Genomic DNA, 18,010 nt, shown 5'->3' on the forward strand with positions numbered 1-18,010 from the left:
GGGCTCGTCCGCCCCAGTGGCTACTTGCTCTCCTTGGCCTTGGAGTAGCGAGCCTCGAAGCGAGCCACGCGGCCGCCGGTGTCGAGGATCTTCTGCTTGCCCGTGTAGAAGGGGTGGCACTGCGAGCACACGTCAGCGCGGATGTTTCCCTCGGGGGCGGTGCTGTGGGTGGTGAACGTCGCGCCACAGGTGCAGGTGACCGTGGTCTCGATGTACTCCGGGTGGATGTCCTTCTTCATGATGTCCTCTCTCATCGGCGCCGGGTCGGCGCGAGCTCGGATGCTCAGCGACGGGAACCGGGACCGACCCTCAAGTGTGCCACTGCGATCCAGTGACACGAAATCTGGGTCGGACCACCGTGAAGGCGAGCACTGCGGCCAACCCGGCCATCACCATCATCACCACGCCCATGGGCAGGGCGTTCCCGGTGCCGAAGGCACCGACCAACGGTGCCACCAGCGCACCGATCCCGAACTGGAAGAAGCCCAGGACCGCGGCGGCGGTGCCGGCCTCGCCCCCGTGGGCATCCAGGGCCAGCGCCGGCGTGTTCGGCATCGAGAAGCCCGCAGCCCCCATCACGATCGCCAGCGGCAGCAGCACTCCGGCGAGACCACCGAACCCGGTGGCCGCGGACACCGTCAGCGCGACGCCCCCGGTCAGTGCCGCGAGGATGCCGCCGGTCAGCACGTCGACCATCCGGAAGCGGCGCAACAGGATCGGGTTGATCTGGGAGCCGACCACGAACCCGGCCGCATTGGCTCCGAAGATCAGCGCGAAGGTCCGTTCGGAGACGCCGAAACCCTCCTGGAGCACGAAGCTCGCGCCGGCCACGTAGGCGAACAGGGTGGCCATCATCGCGCCACCGATGGTCGCCAGCGCCACGAACTGGGGCTCCCTGAGCAGCATGCGATAGGCAGCGGCGATCGCCACCGGTCGAGCCTGGCGTCGTCGTGCCGGTGGCAGCGACTCCTCCATGCCGGTCACCGCCACCACGATCAGCAGCAGCGCCACGGCGGCCAGGACCAGGAAGATCACCGGCCAGTCGAACCAGGTCAGCAGCACACCGCCCAAGGACGGGGCGATGATCGGCGCGAGCCCGATGACCAGGATCAATCGCGCCATCAGGCGCGCCATCGCGATGCCGGAGAACCGGTCCCGCACCATCGCCATCGCCGTCACCGAGACCGCCGCGCCGGCGAAGCCCTGCACCACCCGGAAGGCGGCGAGCACCTCGATCGTCGGCGCGATCGCACACGCGATGGAGGCCACCGCATGCACGGCGAGCCCGACGAGCAGCGGCCGGAGGCGTCCGAAGGCGTCCGACAGCGGCCCGATCACGAGCTGCCCCACGGCCAGCCCGGCAAGCATCCCGGTCAGCGTGAGCTGCACGGCGGAGCTGCTGGCGTCGAAGTCGCGGGCGATCCGGGGGAACGCCGGCAGGTACATGTCGATCGTGAGCGGCCCCAGGGCGATCAAACACCCCAGGACCACCACGAATCGGACGTACCTGCCTCGACTCAGCGGCGCCGCAGCGGACGGGCCAACGGCACTCAGTCGTCGCCGCCGACAGTCGGTGTGCTCTTCTGCACCTGCATCAGGAACTCCACGTTGCTCTGCGACTTCTTCAGTCGCTCGAGGAGCAGCTCCAGAGCCTGCTGGCCCTCCAGGCCGGACAGCACCCGGCGAAGCTTCCAGACGATGGCGGTCTCTTCACGGCTCAGCAGGAGCTCTTCACGCCGAGTGCCGGACTGCACCGCGTCGATGGCCGGGAAGATCCGCTTGTCGGCGAACTCGCGACGCAGTCGGAGCTCCATGTTGCCGGTGCCCTTGAACTCCTCGAAGATCACCTCGTCCATCTTCGAACCGGTCTCGATGAGCGCGGTGGCGAGGATGGTGAGTGACCCGCCGTGCTCGATGTTGCGGGCAGCTCCGAAGAACTTCTTCGGCGGGTACAACGCGGACGAGTCGACCCCGCCGGACAGGATCCGGCCGGACGCCGGGGCGGCCAGGTTGTAGGCACGGCCCAGTCGGGTGATGGAGTCGAGAAGCACCACCACGTCGTGCCCGAGCTCGACCAGCCGCTTCGCCCGCTCGATGGCGAGCTCGGCGACCATCGTGTGGTCGGTGGCCGGCCGGTCGAACGTGGAGGCGATCACCTCACCCTTGACGGTGCGCTGGAAGTCGGTGACCTCCTCGGGCCGCTCGTCCACCAGCACGATCATCAGGTGGCACTCGGGGTTGTTGGCACTGATCGAGTTGGCGATCGACTGCAGCACCATCGTCTTGCCGGCCTTCGGCGGCGAGACGATGAGACCGCGCTGACCCTTGCCGATCGGTGCGGCGATGTCGATGACCCGACCGATCAGGTTCGCCGGGTCGGTCTCCAGACGGAGACGCTCGCTCGCGTGCAGCGGGGTGAACTTGGCGAACTCGGGGCGGTCCTTGGCCACCTCGGGGTCCATCCCGTTGACGCTGTCGATGCGCACCATCGGGTTGAACTTCTCCTTGCGCTCGCCCTCGCGGGGCTGACGCACCTGACCGACGATCGCGTCGCCACGGCGGAGACCGAACTTGCGGACCATGGACAGGGAGAGGTAGACGTCCTCGGTCCCGGGCAGGTAGCCACTGGTGCGGACGAACGCGTAGTTGTCCAGGACGTCGAGGATGCCCGCTGCGGGAAGCAGGATGTCGTCCTCGAGGATCTGGGTGTCCGGTTCGCTGCGGCTGCCGGCGGGACGCTGACGGTCCCGGCCGCGACGCCGCCGGTTGCGGCGGCTCTCCTCGTCCTCGCCCTGGCCCTGCTGGTCGCCCTGACCGCCGCGGCCCTGGCCCTGCTGGCCACCCTGGTCGCCCTGACCGCCGCGGCCCTGGCCCTGCTGGTCGCCACGGTTCTGCTGCTTCTGCTGACCCTGCTGGTCGCCGCGACCGCCGCGACCCTGGCCCTGCTGGTCGCCACGGTTCTGCTGCTTCTGCTGACCCTGCTGGTCGCCACGGTTCTGCTTCTGGGCACCCTGGCGGCCGGCACCCTTGGCCTGCTTGTCAGCACCCTGGTCCGACTGGCCGCCGTCCTGCTTGGGGCCGTCCTGCTTGGGGCCGTCCTGCTTGGGGCCGTCCTGCTTGGGGCCGTCCTGCTTGGGGCCGTCCTGCTTGGGGCCGTCCTGCTTGGGGCCGTCCTGCTTGGGGCCGTCCTGCTTCGAGCCGCTCTGCCTCTGACCAGCCTGCTTGGAACCGCTCTGGGTAGAACCGCTCTGGGCTGAACCACTCTGGGCCGCCTTGATGGCCTCGACCAGTTGGGCCTTCTTCATCGAGCCGGCACCAGCGATGCCGAGGCCGGCAGCCATGCCCTTGAGGTCAGCGATCAGCATGTTGTTGAGACCGCCACCGCGACGCTTGGGCGCAGCCTGCTCAGCAGGGGCCCCGGCAGACGTGCCTTCCGAGCCAGCGGCATCGGGCATCGCGGGATTGTTGATGGTTTCGGTCACGTGAGGTCCTTCCCACGTATAAGAGCCCGGATCGGGCTACGGTGAGTGCGATCCTCGATACGCGTCGGGCCCCTGCCGACGGCAGGCAACCACGGGTTGCTCACTGACGACGCTGGGGCAACGGTTCGAGGAGGATGTGCACCGAGGCGGAACAAGATCCGCTGGCGCCCCACGTCTCGAATGATCGAGAACGCACCTACGAGCCTAGCACCCGACTCAGGGTGCAGCCGACACGGTCCACGGACAGGTGCCACGCCCGCCACCCGTCCGGGCACCGGCGCAGCAGTGCTGCGGCGCCCGAGTCGTCGGTGAACGCCAGCACCGAGGGTCCGGCCCCGGACACCACGGCCGGTACGCCGTCACCGCGCAGTTCGTGGATCAGCGCCAGCGAGTCCGGCATCGCCGGGCCCCGCTGCTCCTGGTGCAGCAGGTCCGCAGTGGCCGTGTGCAACCACTCGGGTCGGCCGGCCAGTGCCGCCACCAGCAGCGCCGCCTTGCCGGCGTTCGCGGCCGCGTCGGCGTGCGGCACCACCTCCGGCAGCAGACCTCGGGCCACCTCCGTGTGCAACGGGATCGAGGGCACGAAGACCACGGCGGAGACCTCGGCGGCCACCGGCGCATTGACGGCGTACCAACCTCCCGGAGCGCCCCCGGCGATCACGAAGCCGCCGAGGAGTGCGGGGGCGACGTTGTCGGGGTGTCCCTCCAGGTCGGCGGCGAGTCGGAGCGCCGCCTCGCGGTCGAGACGCTCCTCACCGTCGGCCACCAGCCCGCGAGCCAGGGTGATGCCACCCACGATCGCGGCTGAGGAGGAGCCGAGCCCGCGACCGTGCGGGATGACGTTGCGGCAGGTCAGCCGGAGACCGGGCGCCTGCACGTCCATCGCCGTGAACGCGGCCCGCATCGCCCGGACCACCAGATGGCGCTCGTCGGTGGGCACCTCGCCGGCGCCCTCACCGAGGACCTCAACCTCGAGCCCGTCGGCGAGGATCTCGGCCTCGAGCTCGTCGTACCTGGCCAGCGCCAGGCCGAGCGAGTCGAATCCGGGCCCCAGGTTGGCCGAGGTGGCCGGGACCTGGACGCGGACCACACCGTCGACGAACACGGAACCGTGCCTCAGCTCAGGCCCGCGGCTGCCGCCGCGGCCTGCACGTCGACGTCGACCACTGCATCGGCACCCACCACGACACCCTCGAGCGCCGTGGCCGTGTCCTTGAGTCCGTGCCCGGTCACCGTGATGACCACCCGTGATCCGGCGTAGGAGTCGCCGGCCTCGATGTCGGCCAGCATCCCGGCGATGCCGGCTGCCGAGGCCGGCTCCACGAAGACCCCCTCGCGACGGGCGAGGTCCCGCTGGGCGGTCAGGATCTGCTCGTCGGTGACCGCACGGAACCGGCCCCCCGACTCGGCGGCGGCCGCTTCGGCGAGCTGCCACGACGCGGGGTTGCCGATCCGGATCGCGGTCGCCTTGGTCTCCGGGTTCGGGAACGGCTTCCCGGTCACCAGCGGGGCTGCGCCCGCGGCCTGGAAGGCGCGCATCACCGGACGCTGGGAGGTGTGCCCGAGCTCGGCGTACTGCCGATAGCCCATCCAGTACGCCGAGATGTTGCCGGCGTTGCCGACCGGGAGCAGGTGGTAGTCGGGGGCGTCACCGAGCCGGTCGACGACCTCGAACGCCGCCGTCTTCTGGCCCTGCAGGCGATGCGGATTCACCGAGTTCACCAGGGCCACCGGGTACTGCTCGGCCATGCTCCGGGACAGCCGGAGACAGTCGTCGAAGTTGCCGCGGACCATGATCACCCGAGCGCCGTGCATCAGCGCCTGAGCCATCTTGCCCGCCGAGATCTTGCCCTCGGGGACCAGCACCACCGGAGTCACCCGCGCCTTGGCGGCGTAGGCGGCCATCGACGCGGACGTATTGCCGGTCGAGGCACAGACCACCGCCTCGGCCCCCTGGTGCACGGCCACCGACATCGCGGTGGTCATCCCCCGGTCCTTGAACGAGCCGGTCGGGTTGTCGCCCTCGACCTTGAGCCACACGTCGGCGCCGGTGGTCTCGGAGAGCCAGTCGCAGTGGACGAGCGGCGTGCCGCCCTCACCCAGGGTGACGGCGGGCGTGCCTGCGGGGATGTCCAGGAGGTCCCGGTACTCCTCGATCACGCCGCGCCACTGATGGGCAGTGGCCAACCGGCTCATTCCTCGTCGCCTTCCACGCGCATCACCGAGGTGACCTGGTGCACGATCTCCATGCGTTCCAACTCCTCGACCGTCGCCGACAGTTGGGCATCGGTGGCCCGGTGCGAGACCACCACCAGTTGGGCGTCCGCTCCTCGGCCTTCCTGGTGGACCGTGCGGATCGAGACTCCGTGCTCGGCGAACGCGGTGGCCACCGCGGCCAGCACACCGGTGCGGTCATCGACGTCGACGGCGACGTGGTAGCGGGTCAGCGTCTCCCCCATCGGCAGCACGGCACGATCGGCGTACGCCGACTCGCCGACCCCGCGGGTGTGCGCCAGCAGGTTGCGGGCCACGGTGACCAGGTCGCCCAGCACTGCGGACGCGGTGGGCGCACCGCCGGCACCGGGCCCGTAGAACATCAGCTCGCCTGCCGCCTCGGACTCGACGAAGACGGCGTTGAAGGCGCCGCGGACCGATGCCAGCGGGTGGCTGGTCGGGATCATCGCCGGGTGCACCCGCACTGCGACCGCCTCCCCGCCACCGTCGATGCCCCGGAGCTCGGCGATCGCGAGCAGCTTCACCACGCAGCCCATGTCCGCAGCCGAGGCGATGTCGGCGGCGGTGACGCCGGTGATCCCCTCCCGGTGCACGTCGTCGACGGTGATCCGCGAGTGGAACGCCAACGAGGCCAGGATCGCGGCCTTGGCGGCGGCGTCGAAGCCCTCGACGTCGGCGGTGGGGTCGGCTTCGGCGTAGCCGAGCTGCTGGGCCTCTTCGAGGGCCTCGGCGAAGCCGGCGCCCGAGGTGGTCATCTTGTCCAGGATGAAGTTGGCGGTGCCGTTGACGATGCCGAGCACCTTGGTCACCCGGTCCCCGGCCAGCGACTCCCGCAGCGGCCTCAGGATCGGGATGGCGCCGGCCACTGCCGCTTCGTAGTAGAGGTCCCGGCCGGCCTTCTCGGCGGCGGCGAACAGCGTCGGTCCGTCCTCGGCCAGCAACGCCTTGTTGGCGGTGACTACTGAGGCGCCGCCCTCGAGGGCGGCCAGGATCAGGCTCCGGGCCGGTTCGATCCCGCCGATCACCTCGACCACCAGGTCGACGTCGTCCCGGGTGACCAGCGCATGGGGGTCGGTGGTGAGCAGGTCAGCGGGCACCTCGACCTCGCGCGGCGCGTCGAGTCGACGGACCGCGACGCCGGCGAGTTGCACCGGTGCTCCGATCCGCATCGCGAGGTCATCCGCCTGCTCGGTGAGGAGCCGCACCACCTGCGACCCCACGGAGCCGCAGCCGAGCACGGCGACCCGCAGCGGCCGCCCGTCAGACTTGTCGTAGGTCACCGGGCAAGGGTATCCGCGCCCGCTCCCCGGCTGCGCCGGGTGCCCACCCCACGGTCGTCGGCGGAGCCGTTCCGCGCGGGTCCGGGGCGGCGGCGGAACAGCTCAGCCGAGGTCGGTGGCCAGCAGGTCATCGACGGTCTCCCGGCGGACGATCACCCGGGCTTCACCGTCCTTGACGGCGATCACCGGAGGTCGCAGGGAGTGGTTGTAGTTCGAGGCCATCGAGCGGCAGTAGGCGCCGGTGCCGGGGACCGCGATCAGGTCACCGGGTCTCACGTCGCCGGGCAGGAACTCGTCACGGACCACGATGTCCCCGGCCTCGCAATGCTTGCCGACCACCCGGGAGATGGTGGCCGGGATCGGGGAGGCTCGGTTGGCCAGCGTGGCCGAGTAGTCGGCGTCGTACAGGGCGGTGCGGATGTTGTCGCTCATCCCGCCGTCCACGGAGACGTAGCTGCGTTGCGCGCCGCCGTCGAGGGCGACCTGCTTGACGGTGCCGACGGTGTAGACGGTGCACATCGACGGCCCGACGATGGCGCGTCCGGGCTCGATCGACAACTGCGGGCGAGCCACACCCTGGGCGCGGCACTCGTGGTCGACGATCTGGTTCATCGCCGCAGCCAGGACCGCGGGCGTGCTCGGATCGTCCTGGGTGGTGTAGGCGATGCCGAAGCCGCCACCGAGATCCATCTCCGGCATGGTCAGCCCCAGGTCGCGCTCGATCTGAGCGTGCAGGGTGAGCACCCGCCGGGCGGCCACCTCGAAGCCGGAGGCGTCGAAGATCTGGCTGCCGATGTGCGAGTGCAGTCCGAGCACCTCGATGCCGTCCGCCTCGTGCAGGCGACGGACTGCGGCCAGCGCGTCGCCGCTGGTGATCGAGAAGCCGAACTTCTGGTCCTCGTGGGCGGTGGCGATGTACTCGTGGGTGTGCGCCTCGACGCCGGCGGTGACCCGGACCATCACCCGCGGCCGCACCTCGGTCGAGCCTCTCGAGACCAGCTCAGCTGCGATCGTCTCCAGGCGCTCGATCTCGTGCAGGGAGTCGACGATGATCCGCCCCACACCCTCGGCCACCGCGCGACGCAGCTCCAGGAGTGTCTTGTTGTTGCCGTGGTAGCCGATCCGCGCCGGGTCGACGTCGGCACGCAGCGCCACCGTCAACTCGCCGTCGGAGCAGACGTCCAGGCTCAGGCCCTCCTCGGCCACCCATCGGGCCACCGCGGTGCACAGGAACGCCTTCCCGGCGTAGTAGACGTCCCAGCCGGCGAAGGCGTCCCGGAAGGCCGCCGCCCGGGAGCGGAAGTCGGCCTCGTCCAGGATGTACGCCGGGGTGTTGTGCTCGGCGACCAGGTCCGGCAGGGCGATCCCGCCGACGTGCAGCACTCCCGCGTCGTCCTTACGGGCCGTGCTCGGCCACAGTTGGCTCTCCAACCGGTTGACGTCCTCGGGGGCACGCAGCCAGGCCGGCCCGGCCAGCGCGCCGGGGGCATGGGCCCACCCTGCTTCGTGGGTCATCGCGCCCTCACATCCGCTCCGGAGCGGTCACGCCGAGCAGGTCGAGTCCCCCCGCCAGCACGATCCGGGTGGCCACCACCAGCATCAGTCGCGCCTCGTTGGTGGCCGTCACCGGCTCGTCGCCTTGCGGGAGCATCCGGCACTCGCGGGTGTCGTACCACTTGTTGAAGACCGAGGCGGTGTCCTCGAGGTAGCGGGCGATCCGGTGAGGTTCGCGCAGCTCGGCCGCACTGGCCACCACCCGCGGGAACTCCGCCAGTGCCCGGAGGAGTTCACCGTCCCGCTCGTGGACCAGCAGCGACGGGTCGTAGTCGGCTCCCGAACCCGTGGGGTCGGGGACCTGCATGCCCAGGTCGACTGCATTCTCGATCATCCGGCAGGTGCGGGCGTGGGCGTACTGCACGTAGTAGACCGGGTTGTCGTTGGACGCCTTGGTGATCTCGGCGATGTCCAGGGCCAACGGACTGTCCGCGGGGTAGCGGGCCAACGAGTACCGCAGCGCATCGACGCCGATCTCCTCGGCGAGTTCGGACAGGGTGACGATGGTGCCCGCGCGCTTGGAGAGCCGCACCTCGGCGCCGTCGCGCATGATCTTGACCAACTGGCCGATCATCACGTCGAGCGTCTGCGCAGGATCGTCGCCGACACAGGCGGCCATCGCCTTGAGCCGGCCCACGTACCCGTGGTGGTCGGCCCCCAGCAGATAGATGCAGTGGTCGAAGCCGCGGGCGCGCTTGTTGAGGTAGTAGGCGGTGTCGGAGGCGAAGTAGGTCAGCTCGCCGTCGGACTTGATCAGCACTCGGTCCTTGTCGTCGCCGAAGTCGGTGGTGCGCATCCACAGCGCGCCCTCGTGTTCGTAGACGTGCCCCAGGTCCTTCAGGCGGGCCAGAGTGTCGGGCACCGAGCCGGAGTCGTGCAGGGACAGCTCGGAGAACCAGACGTCGAAGTGGGTGTGGAACGACTCCAGTTGCTGCTGCTGCTCGCGGAGCTGGATCCGGTACGCCTCCTCGCGCACCGCCACCCGCCGCTCATCGGCAGGGAGGTCGAAGATGCCGGGGCTGGCCGCCGCCACCTGCTTGGCCAGATCGTCGATGTAGCCGCCGGCGTACCCATCCTCGGGCGTGGGCTGCCCGAGCGCCGCCGCGATGATGGAGTCGGCGAAGTGATTCATCTGCACGCCGCGGTCGTTGATGTAGAACTCGCGGGTGACCTCGGCCCCGGCCGCTGCCAGCACCCGACCGATGGCGTCCCCGAGCACCGCCCACCGGGTGTGTCCGAGGTGCAGCGGCCCGGTCGGGTTGGCCGAGATGAACTCGACGTTGATCGACTGGCCGGCCAGGGTGCGGGTGTGGCCGTAGGTCGCGCCGGCCGCGACGATGTCGGCGGCGACCCGGCCCTGGGCGCCGGCGGAGACGGAGATGTTGAGGAATCCCGGACCGGCCACCTCGACGCCGAGGATTCCCTCGACCGCCCGGAGCTGATCGGCCAGGAGCTCACCGAACGCCCGCGGGTTCATCCCGGACTTCTTGGCCAACTGGAGCGCCACGTTGGTGGCGTAGTCGCCGTGACCCTTCTGCCGGGGTCGCTCCACCGCCACGTCGGCTGGCACGCCGTCGGCGAGGACCAACTGGCCCTGGTCGACCAGCGAATGCAGGGCGTCAACGATGTGCGTGGAGAGCTGCGCGGGGGTCACCGGGCAAGCCTATCGGGGGGTGTCGGTTTCTCCTGCAGCGATATCGAGCGGTAAGGTTCCATCTCGCATCCTCCGAACGGATGCGTGCCTTCGTAGCTCAGGGGATAGAGCACTGGTTTCCGGTACCAGGTGTCGCAGGTTCGAATCCTGCCGAAGGCGCCATGTGATGTCTCAAGACATCGTTGACAGGCGGCCGTGGGTGCCGGCCCCGCGCTGGTGCGCCGGTCAGGACAACCGATAGAAGCGCCAGAACCCGAAGCCCTCGATCGGGAGGACCTCGAACGCGCCGAACCCGGCCGCCTCTCCGTACCCCTGCAACGTCGACGGGCGCATCACCGTCCCGGTGCCCACGCTCGGGGGTGACGAGAGCCCGTCCGGCAGGCAGACGAAGAGGCTGAAGCCGTACATGATCCGCTCCAGTTCGTCGCCGTCCGGAGCGAACGCGTCGGCGACGGCCTCGTCCATCACGACCAGCGAACCCCCGGGGGCGAGCGTCCTCCGGACCGCACTGAGGACCTCGACCGGACGGGGCATGTCGTGCACGCACTCGAAGGCGAAGGCCACGTCCACCGTGGCGTCGGGCAGAGCCGCCGCATCCTGGCATACGAATCTCACGCGGTCGCTGACGCCGGCGTCGCGGGCGTTCGTCACGGCAAGGTCGATCGAGGGCTGGTCGATGTCGACGCCCAGCACGGTGGCCCCGGGGTAGGCACGGGCCAGGGCGATGCTTGACCAGCCGCCGCCACAGCCCACGTCGAGCACCCGACAACCGGGAGCAGCGAGGGCGTCGTGGATCGCGGGCACACCGGCGAGTGCGGGGCCGAGTTGCTTCTCGTACCAGGGACGGTTGGCGTCGGCCTGCGACTCCCGCGCGTCATCGCCGAGGGTGTCCCAACTGACTCCACCGCCATGGCGGTAGGCATCGAGGAGCCGGGGCAGCGCAGGTCCCACCGCCCCGAGCATCCTGCCCAGGGGCGCCAGGTACACCAGGCTCGTCGGGTCCGTCATCACCTCGGCGGTGCTGGCCGGGATAGCGAAGCGACGTTCGTCGGGGGCGCCCTCGGACTCGACCTCCAACAGGCCGGCCACGGCCTGCTGCTCGAGCCACTCCCGGGCGTAGCGAGCCTGGGTGTCGGTCCGCCGGGCGAGTTCGACCGCGCTGGCGGGCCCGTCGACGACCAGGGAGCGATACCAACCCAGACGGTCTCCCACATAGACCGACATGATCTCGACCGTGCCAAGGAGGGAGCCGAACAGGCGCTCCGCCACCTCGTCCGCCGTCTGCTGCGTGGCGTTCATCCGTCCACTATCCCCCTTCTCAAGGCCCTGGTCGAGCGACCTTGACGTGGTCACCGTCCGCCGGCCTGGCCGGCTGCGTCGCGGCCCGGGTTCACTCCCGGGGGAACGTTGTGCTGCGCGTGCTCCGGCGGGGCCGGGGCGTCGGAGTTCCTCGGCTCGGGGGTGTCCGGCTTGTTCGGGCTCTTCGGCTCCGGGGTGTTCGGCTTGTTCGGCTTCTCAGGCGTGGCGGTGGGGGTGGGGGTGGGGGTGGGGGTGGGCATCGTCGGCACCGGCCGAGGCGGCGCAGATGGGGACGGCTCCGCCTGGGACGACTCGGGTCGGTCCGGGCTGGAGTGCGGATCGCCGGTGGCCGGCTTGCCGTCGCCATCCCCCGCTCCGACACCCGATTCCGCTGGCCCGGCGCCGGTGTCGTGCGTGGCCCCGCCCGGGCGGGTGGCGGGGTGCTCGCCGCCGGAGGAGTGCTCGGCTTCACCCGCGACGAGTTCGTCAGGGTCATCGACACCGTCGGGGTCGCCCGTGATCGCGGTCGGATTCCCCCAGGCACTGCCGACCGGGGCGATCACCACGCCAGGCAGCACCGGGGTGATGGTGGCGACGATGTCGAGGCCGCCCACCAGGACGGCCTTCGGACGGCTCTCCTGCTGCTGAGGCCTGGGCGCGAAGGTGTGCGAGATCGCCAGGACGCAGGCGAGGCTGACCGCCACGAAACCCCAGATCGGACCCCGATGCTCCCGACTCACGCCTCTCCTCCCACATGCCCCACCCACCAGTGTGGCGCGGAACGTCGGAGGACGCAGCCGAAGACGGATTCCTTTACGCGGGGCGGTTGAACCCAGGCTGCCGCACCTGCCAGTTCCGGGCCTTCGACGCCGCGGCGCGCTTGCCGGCCGGGGGTCGGGCCGACCGTGACGTGTGTCGAGCCGCTGCCCGGCCCGAGACGTGCCGGGACCCGGCCCGGGCCGCCTTGTTCCGGGCACCGAACCGGGCCGATCGCTTGGTCCGGTGCGAGCGAGGTGATGCTGCTGGCTTCGTGGTCGGCGTGGCCTGTTCGCCCGTCGCGCCGGAGGCCTTCGGGATCGTCGCCGACGAACCCCTCGCCGCGGTCAACCGCGGGCTTCGGGTCACGGACTCCTGCGCCGCAAGAACGACCCCTTCGCTGTCGGCCTCCGAAAGCGCGCCGCGGGCCAGGTCGACGAACTCCTCGGCCGCGTGCATCGGTGCCACTACGAAGCCCGGCAGGGCCGGGGCGGTCTGTGGTGCGAACTGAACGCCGCCCATCACACTGGCCAAGGGCAGATCTGCCGGTCGGCCGTCGCCATGGCTGTCCACGGCGTTGCCGATGATCACCACGCAGGCAAGGGTGACGAAGATGAAGGCGAACAACGGCCTCCGATGCTCCCTGCTCACGCCGAACCCTCCCTCACCAGTCACCGACTCCCTCGGCCATTGTGACCCGAACCGGTGACCTCGCGCAGCCGAACCAGGATCTCAGGGTACCGCCGGGCCCTGCCGGGCCCGCATCGAGTCTGCTGCCCAGGTCCGGGCTGCCGGGATCACGGCGTCCGGAGCTAGGCGGACTTCTTCTTCTTGGGGGTCTCGATCGGGATCAGCGTCGGCGCGACGTCATCGCGGACCACCTCGCCGGTCACGATCACCTTGGCCACGTCACCGCGCGAGGGCACCTCGTACATCACGTGCAACAGCACCTCTTCGATGATCGCTCGCAGCCCACGCGCGCCGGTGCCCCGCTCCAGCGCCCGCTCGGCCACCGCAGCGATCGCCTCCTCGGTGAACTCCAGCTCCACGCCGTCGAGATCGAACAACTTCTGGTACTGCTTGATCAGCGCGTTCCGAGGCTCGGTGAGGATCTGCACCAAGGCGTCGATGTCGAGCTTGCTGACGCTCGCGATCAGCGGGAGTCGCCCGATGAACTCGGGGATCAGACCGAACTTGGTGAGGTCCTCGGGGCGCACCTGGGCGAGCAGGTCCTCGGACTCGCGCTCCGCCTGTCCGCGAACCTCGGCCGTGAAGCCCAGCGACTTCTTGCCGACCCGTTGCTCGATGATGTGCTCGAGCCCGGCGAAGGCACCCCCCACCACGAAGAGCACGTTGGTGGTGTCGATCTGGATGAACTCCTGGTGCGGATGCTTGCGGCCACCCTGAGGGGGCACCGACGCGGTGGTCCCCTCCAGGATCTTCAGCAGCGCCTGCTGCACGCCCTCACCGGAGACGTCCCGGGTGATCGACGGGTTCTCGGCCTTCCGGGCGACCTTGTCGATCTCGTCGATGTAGATGATCCCGGTCTCGGCCTTCTTGACGTCGTAGTCGGCCGCCTGGATCAGTTTGAGCAGGATGTTCTCCACGTCCTCACCGACGTACCCGGCCTCGGTGAGAGCGGTCGCGTCGGCGATGGCGAACGGGACGTTGAGCATCCGGGCCAGCGTCTGGGCCAGGTAGGTCTTGCCGCAGCCGGTCGGCCCGATCACCAAGATGTTGGACTTGGCGACCTCGACGCTCTCCTCGCGGGAGTGCTTGCTCGGCGCAGCGCTCGAGCGAACCCGCTTGTAGTGGTTGTAGACCGCCACCGCCAGGGACTTCTTCGCCTGCTCCTGACCGATCACGTAGGAGTTGAGGAACTCGAAGATCTCCTTGGGCTTGGGGAGCTCCTCGAGGCCGACCTCGGAGCCTTCGCTGAGCTCCTCCTCGATGATCTCGTTGCAGAGATCGATGCACTCGTCGCAGATGTAGACGCCGGGGCCGGCGATCAACTTCTTGACCTGCTTCTGACTCTTTCCACAGAAAGAGCACTTCAACAGGTCGCCTCCCTCACCGATACGTGCCACGGGTCAACCCTTCTCTGCGTACTGCACGGTCATGCAAGTGCCGGGATGCCCTTCCGCGATTCAAGGACGGCATCGATAAGACCGTACTCGACAGCAGCCTCCGCAGTCAGGATCTTGTCGCGCTCGATGTCGTGGCTCACTTCCTCGACCGGCTTGCCGCTGTGCTCGGAGATCATCTTCTCCAGCAGCTCCCGCATCCGGAGGATCTCGTTGGCCTGGATCTCGATGTCCGACGTCTGACCGAAGGTGCCCTCGGTGTAGGGCTGGTGGATCAGGATCCGGCTGTTCGGCAGTGCGAGCCGCTTGCCGGGGGCACCGGCCGCCAGCAGGATCGCCGCCGCCGACGCGGCCTGCCCCAGGCAGACCGTCTGCACGTCGGGCTTGATGAACCGCATCGTGTCGTAGATCGCGGTCAGCGCGGTGAAGGAGCCACCGGGCGAGTTGATGTAGATCTGGATGTCCTGATCGGGGTTCATCGTCTCCAGGCACAGCAGCTGCGCCATCACCGCGTTGGCGACGTCGTCGGAGATCGGGGTCCCGAGGAAGATGATCCGCTCCTCGAAGAGCTTGGCGTACGGGTCGATGCGCCGGAAGCCGTAGGAGGTGCGTTCCTCCCACTGGGGGATGTAGTAGTTCACGTGCTCAGTCCTTCCGCTTGCCGTGCGCGGGCCGACCCTCGTCGGAGGCTTCCCGGGCACTGGTGACGACCTGGTCGATGAAGCCGTACTCCAGGGCCTGGTCGGCGGTGAACCACCGGTCCCGATCGGCGTCGGTGATCACCTGCTCGAGAGGCTGGCCGGTGTGCTCGGAGATCAGCTCCAGGAGCACCTTCTTGATGTGCAGCGACTGCTGGGCCTGGATCTTGATGTCGGAGGCGGACCCGCCCATCCCCGACGACGGCTGGTGCATCATGATCCGCGCGTGCGGCAGCGCATAACGCTTGCCCTTGGCGCCGGCACACAGCAGGAACTGTCCCATCGACGCGGCCAGGCCCATGCCCACCGTGGCCACATCGTTGGGGATGTAGTTCATGGTGTCGTAGATCGCCATCCCGGCGTCCACGGAGCCACCCGGGGAGTTGATGTGCAAGAAGATGTCGGCCTCGGGGTCCTCGGCACTGAGCAGCAGGAGCTGGGCGCAGATGGCGTTCGCGTTCTGGTCCCGCACCTCCGACCCGAGGAAGACGATGCGCTCGCGGAGCAAGCGCTGGTAGATGTGGTCGTCGAGCCCGTACGTCGGCACCCCACCGTTCATGGCTGGGGCGCCGGGAGCGCTGGTGTTCTGGTTCACGTCGCCGACCCTAGCCCGTGACACCGTCACACCGGAGGAATGTGGGGTCATGTTCGCCCACAGCAGATTCACCCGACGGGCACTGGGCGCGCCCTCACTCGCTGTCGACGCACTCCCGGATCCGGCCGAAGGATTCCAGGGCTTCGTCGCTGTACTCGACGTAGAGCAGCACCGAGGCCACGAACGCACCGGCCAGTTCCGGGGTGATCTCCGCACCGACACACTCGCGCTGGACCTCGGGCGCTTCGTCGCCCACCTCGCCCAGGATCACCTCGGTGATGCCGTCGCACTCGGCCAGGCCGGCGATCAGCGAATCCGGATCGGTGACCAGCGCCTGGACCTCGAACGCGTGCTCGGGGTCGGCCAGGTCGGCGGCCGTGAGCCCGGCCGCCTCGACCCGGTCCGTGCCCAGCGCGTCGATCACGGTGGAGGCCACGCAGGTGGCCAGTTCGTCCGGGCCGCCGAGATCGGCCGCCCGCAGGATCGTCGCGTACTCGGCGACCATCGTCTTCCCGGCAACGTCACCGGGCACCTCGGGGTCGTCGGCGCTGCTGCATCCGGCCGCCACGGTGGCCAACGCCGCCATCACGGCCAGTCCGACTCTGCGCATGGCCGGTGAGCCTAGCCCAGCGGCGCTCAGCCTTCGACGGCCTGCTTCAGCCGGGCGAGGGTCTGGCTCATCCCGGCCTCCAGTTCGTCGGCATGGGCGCCGCTGCCGCCGAGGAGGGCGCCGGCGAACACCCGGCTCCCGACGGTGAGCCGGCGCGGCACCGGCCGGCGGTGCACCACCCGGGTGCCGTCACCGTCGGGGGACAGTTCATAGATCCACCGCGCGCCGCTGGAGGTGGTGTCCCAGGCGAACTGCCGGTTCGGCTCCACGGTGACCACCACGTTGCGGGTCGGCCAGACCACCGCCTTGCGCCGGTTGAGACCCAGGTACCACTGTCCGACGCGCAGCCCGCCGGGCTTGAGCGGGATCATCCGCAGCGTCTCCGGGCTCCATTCCCGCATCCGGCCCAGATCCGTCAGCACCTCCCAGACCTGCCCCGGGTCGGCGTCGATGACGATGCTGGCCAGCAGTTCCCGGTCGGCGTTCATCGGCTGCTTCCTGTCGAGGTGTGGTGGGTGTGGGCAGGGACCGGTTCGGCCAGCCAGCGACGCATCGCCGCGTAGACGTCGGCATGGTTGAGCAGCGCGAAGTGGTCGGCGCCGGGGACGAAGAGCCGGTCCGCGCCGGGGAACAACTCCTGGCCGCGGGCGGTGCGACCGAACGCGGACCGAGGTTTGACCAGCAGGTCCCCCAGCGTGGTGCTGACCGGATGGCGTTCGCTCTTGGCGAGGCTGCCGGCGACCAGCCGGTACCGGACATGCGGCAGGTTCTCCACGTCCGCGGGCCGCGGCCGTTGCAGGTCCTCGATGCCGGCGGAGCGCTGGTCCAGGATCCCGGCCAGCGGTGCGGACTCGGCGAAGAGCTTGAGGCCCCGGGAGAGGCCGTGGGCGCCCGCGGCCACATGTGACCCCAGGTGAGGGGTGGCCACCGCGACCAGGTCGCTGACCAGGTCCTGCCAGGGCCGGGCACTGTCCAGCCGGACCGCGCAGGCGGCCCGGGAGATCAGGCCACCCATCGAGTGACCGACCAGCACGATCCGACGGACCGGCACCGGCCAGGCGGCCACCAGCCGGTCGAGCAGCGACGCGAGCGCGACCCCGTTCTCGCTGATCGCCAGCCCCGTGTTCGCTCGCAGGTACAGGGCCGAGAAACCGAGGTCCCGGGTCAGCCGATCCCCATAACTGCCGCCGTGGCGCTCGGCCTGGTGCTGCCACCAGGACTCGTCCTCGGTGAGGCCATGCAGGAAGACCACCAGGTCGGCGCTCGGCTGCGGGTACGCCGCACGCAGGGCGTCGGTCTGCAACGGCAGGTCGGCGCCGCGGTGCCGCACGGCCATCCGGATCGCCCGGTCGGGCAGCTGTTCGGCCAACCGGTCGCCCAGGACGCCGTGCACGAACGCGTTCGCCCAGCGACCGGTCGGGGTGCTCTCGATGCCGGTGCCGAGCCCGCGCCGGTCACCGACCCGAAACAGTGCGGAGCCGCCGCGGAGGCCGTAGCCGAAGCCGGCGTACAACCCGTGCGCGAGGCCGTGGTGTGCCACCTCGACGGGCCTGCCGAGGCCGCCGGTGGCCGGAGTCACGATGCCGTGCACCCGGGTGGCGATCGCCCGATGCATGTCCCGGACGGTGCCCAGCACCACCTCGTCGAGCAGGTCCAGCCCGATCGCCGCCGCCTCGAGCGAGCCCAACTCCCGGCTGGGCAGCGTGGACACCGGCACGGCCTCGATCGGCACCGGCGTACGCGTCGGATCCTCCAGCACCATC

The 18,010-nt window shown here is 69.8% G+C and carries 17 protein-coding genes and 1 tRNA gene; 1 reads left to right on the forward strand and 17 read right to left on the reverse strand.

Annotation, left to right across the window (positions count from 1 at the left end; translation table 11 throughout):
* Nucleotides 1–20: 20 nt before the first annotated feature.
* The 8 genes from rpmE to argS all read right to left on the reverse strand — a co-directional run bounded on the left by rpmE (nt 21) and on the right by argS (nt 10,205).
* The gene (gene rpmE, locus JKG67_RS03860) at nt 21–239 is read right to left on the reverse strand and encodes a 50S ribosomal protein L31 (protein ID WP_203335974.1); all 219 of its coding nucleotides are present in this window, start codon (nt 237–239) and stop codon (nt 21–23) included.
* Nucleotides 240–309: 70 nt separating this feature from the next.
* Nucleotides 310–1,494 carry a multidrug effflux MFS transporter gene (locus JKG67_RS03865; RefSeq protein WP_203335975.1) on the reverse strand — a complete coding sequence of 395 codons (1,185 nt, stop codon included), beginning with the start codon at nt 1,492–1,494 and terminating at the stop codon, nt 310–312.
* Nucleotides 1,495–1,550: 56 nt separating this feature from the next.
* A complete protein-coding gene (gene rho, locus JKG67_RS03870; protein WP_238997990.1) occupies nt 1,551–3,365 on the reverse strand; it encodes a transcription termination factor Rho in 1,815 nt (604 codons plus the stop codon).
* A 313-nt stretch (nt 3,366–3,678) separates the two neighbouring features.
* Nucleotides 3,679–4,587, reverse strand: a complete 909-nt coding sequence (gene thrB, locus JKG67_RS03875; protein WP_203335976.1) for a homoserine kinase — start codon at nt 4,585–4,587, stop codon at nt 3,679–3,681.
* A gap of 11 nt (nt 4,588–4,598) precedes the next feature.
* A complete protein-coding gene (gene thrC, locus JKG67_RS03880; RefSeq protein ID WP_203335977.1) occupies nt 4,599–5,678 on the reverse strand; it encodes a threonine synthase in 1,080 nt (359 codons plus the stop codon).
* Nucleotides 5,675–6,997, reverse strand: coding sequence for a homoserine dehydrogenase (locus JKG67_RS03885; protein ID WP_203335978.1), 1,323 nt, complete (start codon nt 6,995–6,997; stop codon nt 5,675–5,677). The genes thrC and JKG67_RS03885 overlap by 4 nt, the downstream gene beginning before the upstream one ends.
* Nucleotides 6,998–7,099: 102 nt before the next feature.
* The gene (gene lysA / locus JKG67_RS03890) at nt 7,100–8,512 is read right to left on the reverse strand and encodes a diaminopimelate decarboxylase (protein ID WP_203335979.1); all 1,413 of its coding nucleotides are present in this window, start codon (nt 8,510–8,512) and stop codon (nt 7,100–7,102) included.
* A gap of 7 nt (nt 8,513–8,519) precedes the next feature.
* Nucleotides 8,520–10,205 carry an arginine--tRNA ligase gene (argS, locus tag JKG67_RS03895; RefSeq protein ID WP_203335980.1) on the reverse strand — a complete coding sequence of 562 codons (1,686 nt, stop codon included), beginning with the start codon at nt 10,203–10,205 and terminating at the stop codon, nt 8,520–8,522.
* Nucleotides 10,206–10,291: 86 nt separating this feature from the next.
* Between argS and JKG67_RS03900 the strand changes: the two genes are divergently transcribed.
* Nucleotides 10,292–10,367, forward strand: a tRNA-Arg gene (locus JKG67_RS03900).
* 63 nt (nt 10,368–10,430) lie between these two features.
* Here JKG67_RS03900 and JKG67_RS03905 read toward each other — a convergent pair.
* The 9 genes from JKG67_RS03905 to JKG67_RS03945 form a co-directional block, all read right to left on the reverse strand.
* Nucleotides 10,431–11,504 (reverse strand): class I SAM-dependent methyltransferase, encoded by a 1,074-nt coding sequence (locus JKG67_RS03905; RefSeq protein ID WP_203335981.1) that lies wholly within the window; start codon nt 11,502–11,504, stop codon nt 10,431–10,433.
* Between the two features lie 50 nt (nt 11,505–11,554).
* Complete coding sequence (locus JKG67_RS03910) at nt 11,555–12,244, reverse strand: hypothetical protein (RefSeq protein ID WP_203335982.1); 690 nt, start codon at nt 12,242–12,244, stop codon at nt 11,555–11,557.
* 73 nt (nt 12,245–12,317) lie between these two features.
* Nucleotides 12,318–12,911 (reverse strand): hypothetical protein, encoded by a 594-nt coding sequence (locus JKG67_RS03915; RefSeq protein WP_203335983.1) that lies wholly within the window; start codon nt 12,909–12,911, stop codon nt 12,318–12,320.
* 161 nt (nt 12,912–13,072) lie between these two features.
* On the reverse strand, nt 13,073–14,347 hold the full coding sequence (clpX, locus tag JKG67_RS03920; protein WP_203335984.1) for an ATP-dependent Clp protease ATP-binding subunit ClpX: 1,275 nt from the start codon (nt 14,345–14,347) through the stop codon (nt 13,073–13,075).
* 29 nt (nt 14,348–14,376) lie between these two features.
* Nucleotides 14,377–14,985: an ATP-dependent Clp protease proteolytic subunit gene (locus tag JKG67_RS03925; RefSeq protein ID WP_203335985.1), complete on the reverse strand. Its 609-nt coding sequence runs from the start codon at nt 14,983–14,985 to the stop codon at nt 14,377–14,379.
* A 4-nt stretch (nt 14,986–14,989) separates the two neighbouring features.
* Nucleotides 14,990–15,601, reverse strand: a complete 612-nt coding sequence (locus JKG67_RS03930) for an ATP-dependent Clp protease proteolytic subunit (protein ID WP_203336579.1) — start codon at nt 15,599–15,601, stop codon at nt 14,990–14,992.
* Nucleotides 15,602–15,731: 130 nt separating this feature from the next.
* The gene (locus JKG67_RS03935) at nt 15,732–16,247 is read right to left on the reverse strand and encodes a hypothetical protein (RefSeq protein WP_203335986.1); all 516 of its coding nucleotides are present in this window, start codon (nt 16,245–16,247) and stop codon (nt 15,732–15,734) included.
* Between the two features lie 26 nt (nt 16,248–16,273).
* Nucleotides 16,274–16,735, reverse strand: a complete 462-nt coding sequence (locus JKG67_RS03940; RefSeq protein ID WP_203335987.1) for an SRPBCC family protein — start codon at nt 16,733–16,735, stop codon at nt 16,274–16,276.
* Nucleotides 16,732–18,009 carry an alpha/beta fold hydrolase gene (locus tag JKG67_RS03945; protein ID WP_203335988.1) on the reverse strand — a complete coding sequence of 426 codons (1,278 nt, stop codon included), beginning with the start codon at nt 18,007–18,009 and terminating at the stop codon, nt 16,732–16,734. The genes JKG67_RS03940 and JKG67_RS03945 overlap by 4 nt, the downstream gene beginning before the upstream one ends.
* Nucleotide 18,010: the final 1 nt, after the last annotated feature.

It is taken from the genome of Nocardioides limicola (genome assembly GCF_016827675.1).
Taxonomy (GTDB): Bacteria; Actinomycetota; Actinomycetes; order Propionibacteriales; family Nocardioidaceae; genus Nocardioides; species Nocardioides limicola.